The 14,510-nt window shown below is 44.3% G+C and carries 8 protein-coding genes and 1 other annotated feature; all 8 genes read right to left on the bottom strand.

Features of this window, described 5'->3' with window-relative positions; all coding sequences use genetic code 11:
- Nucleotides 1–701: 701 nt before the first annotated feature.
- The 8 genes from ABCM67_RS06145 to ABCM67_RS06180 all read right to left on the bottom strand — a co-directional run bounded on the left by ABCM67_RS06145 (nt 702) and on the right by ABCM67_RS06180 (nt 14,507).
- The gene (locus ABCM67_RS06145) at nt 702–5,693 is read right to left on the bottom strand and encodes a leucine-rich repeat protein (protein ID WP_147603982.1); all 4,992 of its coding nucleotides are present in this window, start codon (nt 5,691–5,693) and stop codon (nt 702–704) included.
- A gap of 40 nt (nt 5,694–5,733) precedes the next feature.
- Entirely contained in the window at nt 5,734–6,807 is a 1,074-nt protein-coding gene (locus ABCM67_RS06150) for an OmpA family protein (RefSeq protein WP_147603980.1), read from the bottom strand.
- Nucleotides 6,808–6,821: 14 nt separating this feature from the next.
- On the bottom strand, nt 6,822–8,483 hold the full coding sequence (locus ABCM67_RS06155; protein ID WP_021652917.1) for a MotA/TolQ/ExbB proton channel family protein: 1,662 nt from the start codon (nt 8,481–8,483) through the stop codon (nt 6,822–6,824).
- Between the two features lie 145 nt (nt 8,484–8,628).
- On the bottom strand, nt 8,629–8,841 hold the full coding sequence (locus ABCM67_RS06160) for a ferrous iron transport protein A (protein WP_044962386.1): 213 nt from the start codon (nt 8,839–8,841) through the stop codon (nt 8,629–8,631).
- 296 nt (nt 8,842–9,137) lie between these two features.
- A complete protein-coding gene (locus ABCM67_RS06165) occupies nt 9,138–9,746 on the bottom strand; it encodes a histidine phosphatase family protein (protein WP_022427216.1) in 609 nt (202 codons plus the stop codon).
- A complete protein-coding gene (pheT, locus tag ABCM67_RS06170; protein WP_015526758.1) occupies nt 9,746–12,163 on the bottom strand; it encodes a phenylalanine--tRNA ligase subunit beta in 2,418 nt (805 codons plus the stop codon). The genes ABCM67_RS06165 and pheT overlap by 1 nt, the downstream gene beginning before the upstream one ends.
- A 66-nt stretch (nt 12,164–12,229) precedes the next feature.
- A complete protein-coding gene (gene pheS, locus ABCM67_RS06175) occupies nt 12,230–13,249 on the bottom strand; it encodes a phenylalanine--tRNA ligase subunit alpha (RefSeq protein WP_044962388.1) in 1,020 nt (339 codons plus the stop codon).
- Between the two features lie 95 nt (nt 13,250–13,344).
- Nucleotides 13,345–13,566 (bottom strand) — a binding site (T-box leader).
- A 47-nt stretch (nt 13,567–13,613) separates the two neighbouring features.
- A complete protein-coding gene (locus ABCM67_RS06180; protein ID WP_059086355.1) occupies nt 13,614–14,507 on the bottom strand; it encodes a YihY/virulence factor BrkB family protein in 894 nt (297 codons plus the stop codon).
- Nucleotides 14,508–14,510: the final 3 nt, after the last annotated feature.

Genomic DNA, 14,510 nt, shown 5'->3' on the forward strand with positions numbered 1-14,510 from the left:
CTCAGAGTTCCGTAGCCCGAAGGCCCTCCCCCTGCACCCCCACCCTCTTGGGCACGGAAGGAGTTCTGCGTTGTTGTGTGTGCTGCGTTGTTGACTTTTGTCTGTATGCTGCGGTACTCAGAATGGAACGTTGTGCCGATCTGGTTTCTGTATTCTTCGGTACTTATGATGGTACGCTGGGCCGATCTGCGATCTGGTTCTGAGATTCTTCGGTACTTATAGTGGTACGCTGTGCCGATCTGGTCCCTGTATTCTTCGATATTTATGGTGCTACGCTAGGCCGATCTGGTCCCTGTATTCTTCGATATTTATGGTGATACACTGGGCCGATCTAGTTCCTGTATTCTTCGATACTTATAGGAATATTCTGTACCGGTCTGACATTTCAGGACAGGACGCCCAGTCCGATGCCACCTTCCTCTGGCGTCCCCCTCTCCATCCACACCACAAAACCTCCCCCCCCGACTGCATCCCTCACAGACCAATTCCACCTTCCTCTGGCGTCCCTCTATACCTCCAACAAAATAAAAAGCCCCGGTGCCCAGCAAATACAACACTGCCAGACACCAGAGCAAAAAGAACAAATGTCAAGCGGATATTCACAATCCACTTCGCTACTTGCTCATAACCGAATAACTGCTCCACAGCTTATCGCTTTTCGCAGCCCCGCAAAGGACTTAATTGATCCAGTTAAACCTCAATCACTTCCCATACACTGCATTAGACTTACATCCCGAAATATAAGCTTCATAATTCAACGCACTATCATAACGAGCCAAATGCCCCTGCATAACATACGGATTCCTCACAACTGACGCCACATATCCCCCGGACTTCTTCAGGCAAGTCAGATAAGTCCTCATCAGTAGCTGATAATCCCCGATCTGCTGATTCGAAGCTCCACCATTATTCTTCGCCTGAATGATCTCATTCCGAAGCTGCATAGCAGAATTTCTCAAAGTCATCGTATTTGACACCGAAACCCATGCCTGCTTATAACCCTCGATCGTCGGTCCAGGGATCATTGTACCGGTAACGTTAAAGATCAGCTCCGCGAGCTCAACATAACAGCTGCCAGTATACCCCTTATGAGTCCATACTGTATCCAGAACCTTCGTCAATGACTTCGTCAACATCTTCTTCACTTTCTTCATACACCTGTCTGACGCATAATCCACCATCAGAGTTTTCAGCGGCTGGTCATAATACTGCTTCAAAAGATCGATTCCCCTCTTCAAAGAAGAATCCGCCTGCAGCCGATAACTCAGTCTGTCAAGACAATCCCGTCCAACCGTAACCAACGTCAGAAAATTCATCAGATAATCCCCTGCACTCATAATAGCATCTGCACTGTTAAAAGTTTTATCAATGGTATCCCACCTGGAAACCCCTTTATCGTTTTTCTTGTAAAACCAATCAAGCATATCATTAAGCTCAGTTCTGCTATACTGCGTCACACCCTCCAGCTTCATAGCCAGCTGATATTTCGTGTCACCATTTTCAAAGAAGTGATCCGAAAGATCTTTTGTATTATGAATGATATCATAAGCCTCTGCCAGAGTATCGTTACCATATGTCAGCATAGAACTCTCCGCAGTTTCCACAATAAGCTCCATAGCCAGACTCTGTTTCAGTTTATCATCTGAAAAATCCGTCCCATACGCCTTATTAAACAGATTACACATCGAATCCGCAAATCCGTTCAGCATATTGGATTTAACCGTAGCCCAATATGTTGAAGTGCCAAAGCCCGAAGTAGCACTGGTATCCGCACTTAACGCATCAAACATCTCACCCTGAAGATCACCTGTAACCTTGTCAAAACCGGTATTGTTCAGAAACTCCGGATACTTTCTGAAAAGATCATCCGTTGAAAGCTTCGTATCCACGCTGGAATCAACACCACCACCTGCATTAAAGACCACATTCGCTGTCAGTTTCTCATTGCCACCTGCGATTTTAATCTGAGCCCATTTATATTTCGGCCCCGCATAATAAACCTTATTAATATTATTGCAGCCTCTGAATGCATTTGCCTCAACACTGGTCACATTGGAATACACCATTACCGTACGGATCTTAGCACAGCCATTAAATGCACTGCTACCGATCTTCTTGGCATTTTTCGAAATATAGACAGAACCTGAAAGCGAGCTACACCCCTTCATCAGACTTGCGGAAATCTCTTTCAGACCATCCGGCAGATCAATAGAAGTCAACGATTTACAGCCGGAAAAAGCCTCCGCACCAATAGATACGGTCTTACGGTTAAGAGAAACCGATTTCAGTGCAGTACAATTCTTAAACGCCTTTTTACCAATAGTAAGAACACCCTCTTCTGCGATCACAACCTTCTGGATCTTCTGTCCTTCAAAAACACTGTCCCCAAGTCCTTTTACCCGAACCATTTTCATTCCGATCGTGATCGTCGTAGGAACTGTAACATTCACAGCCTTTCCGGTATATTTCATCAGGATCACTTTTCCATCACTATCCTGTTTAAATACCCAATCACTATTCTGGACTTTTCCTGTCAGATTGATCGTAAATACTCTCTTAGAAGCCAGGTATACCTGATCTGCACTTGTCTTCGTAGTAACCGTCACAACAACTTTGCCCTGGCCTCTCACCATCAGACCTTTGCCGCTTTCATACCACGCCGCTGTTTTTCCGGAATTTGATACTGCGCAGGAATATTTTGCTCCTCCGAGAACTGATATCTTGATCGGCTGATTGAAGTTATCACTGGATATCGTATAACTGTTCTTTCCATCATTCTTTAAAGCCTTGGAAACAAGCTTAATATTCTGACGCCCCTGCAAAACAACCTTCATTTTTTGAGATGCTGCTTTATAATGTTTTGTTTCCGCTGCTCGTACTGTAATAGTTGCAACGCCTGGTTTTTTCAACGTTACCTGCTTTTTCCCTTTAACTATTGTAATTCCTGAAAAATCACTGGACAGACTAATCTTTGGATTTTCCCTTGCAGAAACACTTAAATTCTTTGTTTTTCCAGTCTCTGTCACATTAAAAATGACATTCTTTGTCTTGATTGTCTGTTTTGCCTTTACAATATTAAAGCTTGCCTTTTTACTTTTGGATTTTGCAAAAACGCCCTTACCCTTGATCGTGACGATCACTTTACCAGGTTCTATATTCTTTTTGGAAGGATAAGAAACCGTATAATGCGTTTTCTCTTTTAAAGTCTGTCCATAGAACTTCACTGTAACCTTCGGTGTTTTCGGTTTTCCATTCCAGGTACAGTTTCCTACAGAAATCTTTGCCTTCGTCAAATCCGCCTTTGCCCAGTGAGCATAAAGCTTCTGATCGCGTTTCAAATTGACCTTTGTACCTGCAGTAACCCTTTTTCCGCCTTCCTTCGGTGTTGTATACCACCCCAGAAAATAATAATTCTTTCTGGACGGCGTCGGAAGTTTTCCGTACGCACATTTATTTGTAACCGTCTTTTTCTTATACTTTGACGCAAGCTTCGCATCCTTCGCATTTTTATCAAATGTGACCTTAAAGGTTGTTTTCTCTGTGACTCCCACTGAAACGAACGGTATGGAGAATTTTTTCGCGTAAGCTTCCGCAAAAGAACCCGTAGAACCTTTTATTGCAAAGTCAGATGAAACATTAACAAAAATCGTATCTTCATTCAAATATGTGATATCATTATACCACGCCATTGTTTTTACACTTGGCGGGATCATAACCCATTTCAGTGATTTACAATCCTTAAAAACATACTCCTTGATATCCTCCACAGAGGAAGGTAATGTAAGGTTTTCCAGCTTCTCACACTTGTAAAACGCCTCTTTCCACAAAACTTTAAGTCCGCTGTTGATCACAACTTTCTGCAGATTTACACATCTTCCGAATGCAATATAATCAACTTCTGTAACCGTTGAAGGAATCTCTATGGATTCGATCCCCGTACATCGGTAAAACAGTCCCTGTGGGATTTTCTTGATTCCTTTTCCAAAGGTTACCTTTTTCAGATTCACGCAATCTGCAAAAGGGCCGCCCATATCATAGTAATTTCCTGTAGCTCCATTTGTCTCCACACCAGCCGGAATATTCACTTCTGTCAGGCTCTGGCAGTTATAGAATACACTTATCCCAAGATACTCCAGGGAATCTGGAAGTACAACATTTTCCAGGCTTGTACAGTTAGCAAAAACATTATCACGGATCGTTTTCAGCGTTTTCGGAAGGTCGCGTTCTGATAATTTCATATTTTTGCAGTTCTGAAAAGCTTCTGAATCAATACCCTCCAGCTTTTTGGAAAGAGTCACCTTTTTGAGATTTTTACAGCCAAAAAACGCACTGTACCCGATCCATTTCACACTATCCGGAATCACAATTTCCTCCAGCCCTATATCACCGGAGGGTGCATAAAAAATCCCTCTTGGAACTTCCTCCATTCCGTTGTCCAAAGTCACATTTTTCAGATTTTTACAGCCATAAAAAGGACCTGGCCACTGCCGGTTCGCCGCTGTGGTATCATGGGTCTTCATTTTTGGTGGGATGTTGATCGTCGTAAGACCTGTACAATCTCCGAAAGCTCCTACATCCAGAAATTTCAGCGTAGATGGAAGCTTCACGGAAGTCAAACTCTTACTGTAGGAAAACGCTCCATTATAAATATTTTCCAGGCCTTCCGGAAGAATCACTTCCGTAAGTGCAGAACAACTCCGAAACGCATATGCCTCGATATTTTTTACAGTATCCGGAACAACGATCTTTCTCACACCGGAACACTGCAAAAACAAGCCTTTGGCAATCTTTGTGATCCCTTTTCCAAAGGTGACCGTCGTCAGACCTGCATCTCCCGCAAAAATTCCCGGATACGCCGGACTCTCACCCACATAACCATGTGTGACCATCGATGCAGGGATATGGATACGGGTAAGACTTGTACATCGCTCGAATGCACCTGCTTCTACCACCACCCCATTATCAGGAATGCAGATGGAAGAAAGGGATGTACAACCGGAAAAAGCTCCTCGTCCGATCTCTTTTACAGAATCCGGAATATTCAGACTTGTCATATTAATACAGTCTGAAAATGCTCCGGTATCGATTCGGACAACCGGCTTGCCATTGATCGAAGATGGAATGTTTCCATTCACATAAGCGCATCTGTCACTTTTTATCTTATTGTTATTCTTATCATAATGGTCATCGTTAATGACCGCTTTGATCGTAACCTCACCTTTTTCGTTAGAAATACATCGCAGTCCGTTCCATTCAAATCCTGCATTATCCGCACCTCCAGATAATGTATCTTCACTGCCATCCTCAAGCTGAGCTTCTTCCACTTCCGCAGATCCAGGATCTTCTGCCAGACTTTCCGGTTCCTCTTCCAATTCCGGATCTGTTTCCGGTTCTGTTTCCAGTTCCGTAGAAATATCCGCTTCATTCACACCGGACTCTGTCATTTCTGATCCATCTTCTCCGGGATCATCAACCTGCTCTGTCTCAGAAGCAGCTGCCTCATCAGATGGCAGCTCCTCCTCTGCATCCGTCAATTCCTCAGCACCGTTTTCCTCGGTTGGCTGCGGTTCCTCTTCCACTGCCTGTTCCACACTCTCTTCTGCTGAAAAATCAGCTGCACTGACCAGCATTCCCGAATCCAGGCTGCCAGCCAGAAGCGTCATTGTCAGCATCAATGCCAGTTTTCTTTTCATACCCAATCCTCCTTAAAAAATATAAAACAGCCATATTTTATTACTGCTTATTATCCTGATTTTCTTTCTGATTCTTTTCTTTTTTCTGAGCAGTACTGTCGGACTCTGCAGAATCTCCCTGCATGATCTTATTCAGTTCCTGGATCATCTCTTCATCCTTCAAACGGAATTTTACCTCTACACGTCTGGACGCATCCTTATCTACATTTCCTTCTGCATCCAAAACCGGATCTGACATGGAATGCCCATTCACTGTCAGACAATCCTTCAGTTCCTGAACCTGTGAATCCTTCAGAAAATCACTCTTAATATCCAAAAGATACTGCGCTACCGCCAGAGACCTCTTCTGTGACAGCTCCAGGTTATAACTGTAATCTCCGTCTGTATCCGTATAACCATCAATAATGATCTCGCCAAGATATTTCTTATAGGAATCATCCAGCAATACCTTACAATATGTCGGCAGTACCATAGACAATGTCATCTTACCGGAATCGGTAAGCTCTGCCTGATCATAATCAAACATAACATTGGCATTCAGCGTCAGCGCACCTGTCTGTGGATCAATATCCACATTGAGGTTCTTTTTCTCAAATTCCTTCTGCAAAGCTTCCACAACCTCAGCTTTCACGCCGATGATCTTGTCGATCTTCTCCTGCTGTTCTTCCAGAAGCTCTGTTTTTTCATCCAGCGCAGACTGCTGCTCTTTCAGTGTATCCTGTTGGCTGGAAAGCTTCTTTTTCTGAGAGGCCAGCTTTTTCTGCTGCGCCTCAAGCGTTTCCTGCTGTTTGGCAAGCTTCTCCGCCAGAGAAGACAATTCTTCATCCTGAGATTTGATCTGCTTGTCCTTGGACTTGATCTGCTCATCCTGGCTCTTTAATGTTCCTGCCTGCTCATCCAGCGCATTCTGTTTTTCCAGAAGCTCTTCTGTATATTTTTCCTGAAGAGTGATTTTTTCATCCCGTTCCTTCAGACTGTCCTGATAGCTCTTCTGTGCCTGAAAAAGTGTCACACACATGATCAGAACAAAAAGCAGCAAAACTCCTGCCATCATATCCGAATAAGAACGCCAGACATTAAACCCATGCTCCTCCGGCTTTCTTTTTTTGCGCATTGACAATTCCTCTCTTATTTAAATAAACCAAAACGGCTTTTCTGTGCTGCCTTCGTTGCCTCACGGATACTGCGCTCGATCTCATCCAGCAGCGCTTCCTGTCTTGCACCCTGTCCTTCCAGAAGATCCTCCAGACCCGTCAGCTTATCCTTAAGTTCCTGGATACCGGCATTGCTTCCATAGCCCCAGGGCTGTCCGGCGATCAGATGGATATCACGGTTATTTTTTGCCGTCTTGATCTCAGAAAGAAGCCTGCGTACCTCATCCAGAACACTATTGACCATCTTCTGGCTCTCGGTAAATTCTTTCACTCTGGCTTCAAAATCTTCGATCATCTTCTTATCTTCACGAAGAAGCTCCTCGCTGATCCTATTGGAATCCGCAACTGCTTTCATCCCTTCTGCAGCACTGTCCACATACTGACGCATAGATGCATTGCAGTTTTTCCAAAGATCTGCGGATTCTTTTTCATTTTCATGCATATGCCGGGCAAACTTTTCGTAATCCTGTTTCTGCAGCTGCTGGATCATCTGATTATCCCGGATAATACGGTCTGCAGTCTTCATATAACTGCTCTGCATCTCATCGATTTCCTTAATGGCATCCTTCATGGCACGTTCCTGCTTCGTAAAAGTTTCACTCAGCTGACTGCTCATGGTCTTGTACAATTCTGATGTATATTCTGTATTCTCCTTCTGCACCTTCTTAAGTTCTGCCAGAGCATCATTAAAATCTTCAAACTGCATCTGAAAGGAACCATGCATCTCGCTTAAAAACGTATCCAGGATCTCCCGGATCGCATCCTGCTGCCCTTTTGTCACAGATGCGGTAAGAACGTCCAGAGAATCATTCATCTTCTGAAAAGTAGGTGTGATCACTTTCTCAAAGCTATCTGCCATCTGCACAGAAAACTGTTCCGCCATCTGTTTCATGGCTTCTGTCTGCGTCTTCTGGCTGGAAACAAGGAGATTCCAGGACTCATTCTCCGCAGTAGGAAGCACCAGTGCGTGAAAACGATCCAGAAAATCCTGCATCGCCTGGGACATCGCAGAATATCCGCTTTTCATCCCAAATGTGTACACAACAGAAAGTGCAACTCCATAAATGGAAGTCAGAAACGCAACTTTGATGCCATCTACAAGAGCGGATACCGAGCTTGTCATCACTTCATAATCTGTGGGCTGGAAATTTTTGAGTCCCCACACAAGACCGATAAATGTTCCAAGGATGCCAAGGCTTGTAAAAATGTCCGGAGCCATCTCAAGGAGTCTCTTGTGGATATGTACATCTACATCCTCAATATTCACAAAATCCTCTACTTCAGCGATCCCTTCTTCCGTTCTGCTGATACTGTCAACAAAATCATCCATCTTTTTGTCGAGATAGCGGTCACCGAAAATCCCTCGCAGCTGCCCAATCTCTTCTTTTCTGGCTCTTCCCGGAAGCTGAAACACTTCTGTGATCTCACCAGCGCCATGCTTCAGTGCTCTTGACAGGTTATCCATCCGATATAAACCTGCAAAAAGCCCCACTGCGTATATGATCAGCATAAGTCCCAGAAATGTAAAATTATAAAGCAACACATTCCCGGAGCCTTTTCCAACATAAGCAGTCAGGGTTGCCGCGGCCACTGTTACTGCCAGAAACAGCACTGTATTCATAAACTTTTTTCCCATAATATGCCTCCCCTGTCTTTATTTTTGAAAAAAGTTACTCTTTTGTTCCCATACTATCATAACATCTTCCCTAAAACAACCAGAAAGGACAATTCCTTCGCCAAAAGAATTGTCCTTTCGTCTTTTTTCTATTTTATACTTTTATTTATACTTTTATACGGCAGGCTGCATCATCGCTGATCAGGATCCTGCGTCCGCAAACACCTACGATCACTCCGCCAAGTATCCTGCTTATGATCTGTACGGTCTTTCCTTCACTGACATCATATTGTCTGATCTGTTCCATAGTCTCCGGCATTCCGGTCATCCACTTGATCGTGTAGCTTTCCCCTGCTTTTGTCTCATTTAATGACTGCATATACTCACCCCATTCCATATATCACATCACTATCAGTAATTATCCTCTATCCGTAGGCGGATATTCGCAATCTGCACTTGGTTAAATGATTTCATATAATTCCAACACAATTCTGCATCTTTATATAATTAGTAAAGTTTAACTTTTATTTTTCTGAATTATTCATCGCTTTTATATATTTTATCTCATTTTATCTCAATTAGTCAATCATAACCTGTGAAATTCCACCAATAAAAACAAGCAAAAAAAGAAACGCAGAACAGCCATTACAGTTATTCTGCGTTTCTCATTATTTTCTATGCATAAACTCTATCTTCTTCCAGAAGCGTTGTCTTTCCATTCTTTACTTCCACAAGATTAACACAGCAGTTTGGCGGCACGGAGCCTCTCCAGAAATTCTCCGGATCAGGATCTACATTCTGAAGAAGAGCACGGACTGCACATCCATGAGAGGCAACAAGAATTGTTTTATCCGCAAGAGTCGGATCTGATGTTATTTCATCCCAGAAATCCTTTGTCCTGGCGATCACATCAAAAATATCCTCGCCCTTTTCCGGTCGTTTAAAATTTACCGGAGCACGGAAAAAAGTCTCGATCTGCGGATCGATATAATTGCCATCTGCATCTCTTACTTGATCACCCTCCAACACACCAAAATCGATCTCCTGGATCCGTTTATCCGGTATAATCGGAACATCACGTTTCCCCAGAACATATTCTGCTGTCTGTTTTGCCCTTGAGAGCGGACTTGTAAAACAGATATCAAACTTCACATTACGGAGAGCTTCTCCGGTTTTTTCTGCAAGAAGGATCCCTTCCTTCGCAAGAGGTACATCCGCTGCACCCTGAAGCTTTTTTAATTTATTCCACTCAGTCAGGCCATGTCTTACAATGTAGATCAGCATCAGCTTCTCAGCTCGATTCCAAGTCCGTTAAGACCATTCATGATCTTTTTCATTGCTGCGGAGATCTCGTTTTCACCAAGAGTCTTGTCATGGGCACGGAATACCAGAGAATAAGCCATGGATTTGAAACCTTTCTCAATCTGTGCGCCCTCGTAGATATCGAACAGCTGATAACTCTCAAGAATATTTCCGCCTCTCTGATCAAAAATCTCCTCGATCTGTCCTGCAAGAACTGCATGGGGAACTACAAGGCTCAGGTCACGAGTTACAGCCGGATATTTGGCAATTCCTGTATATTTGTGGTTGAAACCAGCAAATTCCAGAACATCCAGAATGTCGATCACTGCGATATATGCTTTTTCTCCGATAGAGTAATTATCTGCAACAGCCGGATGAACTTCACCTAAATATCCAACTACCTTACCCTCATAGATCATGTTAGCCTGTCTTCCCGGATGAAGGAATGGTTTTCCGCTGTTTGGATCGTAGGTAACCTTTTTCTTCATTCCGATCTTCTCGAAGAACTCCTCGCATACACCCTTCATATCAAAGAAATCGCCTTTTCCGTACATTCCAAGTGTAAACATGGTACGCTCATCCGGAAGCTCTGTAACCGGAAGGGACTTCGGAAGATAGATATTTCCAAGCTCGTAAAGACGAACATCTTTATTACGTCTGTTATAGTTTGTGGAAAGGGATGCCAGCATACCGTTCAGTGTGCTTGTACGCATGATACTGTAGTCCTCTCCAAGAGGATTGCTGATGGTGATGACTTTACGAAGATCACTGTCCTCAGGAATACAAAGCTTGTCAAATACCTTCGGGCTTTCGAAAGAATAGGACATTCCCTCTGAGAATCCGCAGTATTCTGCGATATCTCTTGCAACCTCCTGGATACGAAGCTTAAATGGCAGCTTACCTGTAGTAGCCTCTCCTGTAGGAAGTGTCATCGGGATCTTATCATAGCCATAGAATCTTGCAACCTCCTCTGCAACATCTGCGTTACAGTGGATATCCTGACGGAATGTCGGTGCAACGATCTCGTCTGTTTTTTCATCATAAGCCAGTTCTACACGTCCAAGATAATCGATCATCTCTTCTTTTGTAAGGCTGGTTCCAAGAAGCTTGTTGATCTTCTCAGGCTCAAATTTTACTCTGGATGGCTCTCTTGTCTCGCTGCAGACATCAACCATTCCGCCTACAACCTCACCTGCACCAAGTTCTTCCATCAGCTGGCATGCACGGTCAATTGCAGCCTGTGCATTGTTCGGGTCAAGACCCTTCTCAAATTTACCGGATGCATCTGTACGAAGTCCGATCCTCTTGGATGAAAGACGGATGCTGGTTCCATCGAAGCACGCTGCCTCAAAAAGAACAGTTTTTACATCGTCTGTGATCATGGAATTCTCTCCCCCCATGATACCTGCGATGCCGACAGCCTTCTCACCGTCACAGATCATCAGAACGTTCTCATCCATGATACGCTCCTGGCCATCCAGTGTGACGAATTTCTCATCTTTTCCTGCACGGCGTACAACGATCTCCTGATTTGCGATGGTATCCAGATCATATGCATGCATTGGCTGTCCAAACTCTTCCATTACATAGTTTGTGATATCAACCAGGTTGTTGATCGGGCGGATTCCATTGGAAGCCAGACATCTCTGCATCCACTTCGGGGACGGACCGATCTTGACATTTTTTACAACTCTTGCGCAGTAACGCGGGCAAAGCTCCGGATCCTCTACAGTAACCTTTACATAATCGGAAGCTTTCTCATCATTTTCCTTAACCTCTACAATCGGCGGGCAGAATTTCTTCTGGAAGGTTGCTGCTGCCTCTCTTGCGATTCCAAGAACACCGTAGCAGTCTACACGGTTAGAAGTGATCTCATACTCAAATACCACATCGTCAAGGCCAAGTGCCTTAACAGCGCTCTCACCCACAACTGCGTCCTCAGGGAAAATATAGATTCCGTATTCCGGTGCTTCCGGATACATTTCTCTGGTGCTTCCAAGTTCCTCGATAGAGCACATCATACCAAAGGACTCAACGCCACGGAGTTTGCCTTTTTTGATCTTGATCCCTCCGGGAGTCATTTTTCCATCATGGCCGCCTGCAACACGTCCGCCATCAAGAACAACCGGAACCTTATCTCCTTCTTTTACATTTGGAGCGCCTGTTACAATCTGCACACTCTCAGTTCCGATATTTACCTGGCAGATGATCAGCTTATCTGCATCCGGATGCTTCTCGATCTTATCGATCTGGCCGATCACGATCTTATCAAGATCTGCATCCAGCTCTGTAAAGCCCTCTACCTTTGTTCCTGTTAAGGTCATGGCATCTGTATATTCCTGTGCCGTTACATCCAGATCCGGCACATATGTTTTAATCCAAGATAATGAAGTATTCATTTTGGTTGTCCCTTCTTTTTTCTATATTTACTGTCAGACGGATACTCATGATCCGTGTTCACTGTTTTAGAACTGTTTCAGGAATCTGCTGTCGTTCTCATAGAGAAGACGCATATCATCGATCTCATATTTCAGAAGTGCGATACGTTCCAGACCTACACCAAAGGCAAATCCTGTATACTCATCCGGATCGATTCCGCACATACGGAGAACATTCGGATGAACCATACCACAGCCAAGGATTTCGATCCAGCCGGAACCTTTACAGAAACGGCAGCCTTTTCCGCCGCATTTGAAGCAGGAAACATCAACCTCAGCGCTCGGCTCTGTGAACGGGAAATGATGCGGACGGAATTTGGTCTTTGTCTCCGGTCCGAACAGCTCTTTTGCAAACTCCTGAAGGGTTCCCTTAAGATCTGCAAACGTAACATTCTTATCAATAACAAGGCCCTCGATCTGATGGAAGGAAGGTGAATGTGTTGCATCTACCTCGTCAGAACGGAATACACGGCCAGGTGCGATCATACGGATCGGAAGCTTGCCTTTTTCCATCTCACGCGCCTGCACCGGTGATGTCTGGGAACGGAGCAGAATGGAATCATTGATAAAGAATGTATCCTGCTCATCTCTTGCCGGATGATCCTCCGGAATATTCAGCTTTGTAAAGTTGTAGTCCGCATACTCAACCTCCGGACCTTCCACAACCTCATAGCCCATTCCGATGAAAATACGCTCAACTTCTTCCAGAGCGATAGTATTCGGATGGCGATGACCGATCTTCGCTTTCTTTGCAGGAAGTGTTACATCGATCACTTCTGCCTTCATTTTTTCCTCACGGACCTTCTCCTCGAAATCCTTTTTGGAGGCTTCCAGAAGTTCTTCGATCTTAGCTCTTGTCTCATTGACAAGCTGTCCAACCTTCGGACGCTCTTCCGGAGCAACATCCTTCATACCTTTTAAGATTGCAGTAAGCTCACCTTTTTTTCCAAGATATGCAACACGCACATCATTCAGCTTATCCAGGCCCTCGGATTCCTCGATCCGTTTTCTGGCATTTTCAGCCAGTTCCTGAAGTCTTTCTTTCATATCCATGGTCTATTTCTCCTTTAATTAAAATGATCAAATGATCCGCCGCCCACCCCGAAGATCCAGATATGGGCAATAAAAAAACCGTCCCTCATAAAAGGGACGGAATATCCGCGGTACCACCCAGTTTCCCATGAAAAGATCACGGGCACCTCTTGTCTGCTTAACGCGCAGCTTACGTCATCTCCTACTGTTACTTCAGAGAGGAAGCTCCGGTGGGAAATTCAAGAACCATCTGAACCCGGGGAAGCTTACAGCCGGTGACTTCCCTTCTCTGTGAGAAAATGATCCTCTATAAACACCTTCACAGCTTTTCTGTCTTTTAATACTATGCCACAAGGTCTGCCTTCTGTCAAGCGCAAAGTCAGGATTCTTTGGAACTGTTTTTTTCATTTTCTTTCTTGGAAAGAAGTGTTTTTACAGATCTCTGGGCCTTTCGGAATTCATTTTCGAAGTAGGCATTGATCTCCGCCCCGTAAAGAAGCAGGTTCATACACACATACAGCCACAGCATTACCATGATCAGCGCAGTCAGACTTCCGTACATATTTCCAAAACTCGGAAAAAATTCAAAATACAGGGAAAATCCATAGGAAAATATCATCCATGCCACTGCGATCATAAATGCACCCGGAAGCTGGCTTTTAAAGGTTGCCTTTCGGTTTGGAAGCACTTTATAAAGGACCAGAAACACTGCAAACAGCACGGCAAATACAAGCAATGTCCTGGCCCCTATAACCTTGGCCAGCAGCCTCCCGAGAATCGGAATGGTTCTCTGTGCAGCTACTTGGATTCGATTACCAAGAACCAGGACCAGAAGAGTGACAATGATTGCCAGCACAAACAACAGCATATAAAAAACCGAATAGATTCGGGTCATCAGCCAGTTTCGGGTTTCCTTTACATGATAAATGGTATTTAAGCCATTGGTGATCGCCTGCATTCCCTTTCCGGACGCCCAGAGCGCCATCAGCGCAGACAACGGCACGATGGCTGTACTTCTTTTGTATACTTCTACCACAATGCTCAGCACAAAGGTCTGCAGATTTCCGGGCACAAACCCGATGATGGCATCCCTGACAACATTATAGCTTAAGGGTGTATAACGGATCAGCGTTGTAAGAAACAGTATAAACGGGATAAAAGACATGATCAGAAAATACGCTGCCTGGGCCGCATATGCACTAACATGATCTCCGTTTGCCCTGCGCACAAATCCCAGCATGAGCTGGATTATATTTTTCTTTTCCTCGTCCATGCT

Origin of the sequence: Blautia sp. 2227st1_G12_2227SCRN_220401 (genome assembly GCF_039062885.1) — a bacterium.
Lineage (GTDB): Bacteria > Bacillota > Clostridia > Lachnospirales > Lachnospiraceae > Blautia_A > Blautia_A fusiformis.

Coding starts and splice junctions, on each gene's coding strand:
- ABCM67_RS06160 (WP_044962386.1), bottom strand. CDS start 8,841: ATGCAGTCATTAAATGAGACAAAAGCAGGGGAAAGCTACACGATCAAG.
- ABCM67_RS06145 (WP_147603982.1), bottom strand. CDS start 5,693: ATGAAAAGAAAACTGGCATTGATGCTGACAATGACGCTTCTGGCTGGC.
- ABCM67_RS06165 (WP_022427216.1), bottom strand. CDS start 9,746: ATGCTGATCTACATTGTAAGACATGGCCTGACTGAGTGGAATAAATTA.
- ABCM67_RS06155 (WP_021652917.1), bottom strand. CDS start 8,483: ATGGGAAAAAAGTTTATGAATACAGTGCTGTTTCTGGCAGTAACAGTG.
- ABCM67_RS06150 (WP_147603980.1), bottom strand. CDS start 6,807: ATGCGCAAAAAAAGAAAGCCGGAGGAGCATGGGTTTAATGTCTGGCGT.
- pheT (WP_015526758.1), bottom strand. CDS start 12,163: ATGAATACTTCATTATCTTGGATTAAAACATATGTGCCGGATCTGGAT.
- ABCM67_RS06180 (WP_059086355.1), bottom strand. CDS start 14,507: ATGGACGAGGAAAAGAAAAATATAATCCAGCTCATGCTGGGATTTGTG.
- pheS (WP_044962388.1), bottom strand. CDS start 13,249: ATGAAAGAAAGACTTCAGGAACTGGCTGAAAATGCCAGAAAACGGATC.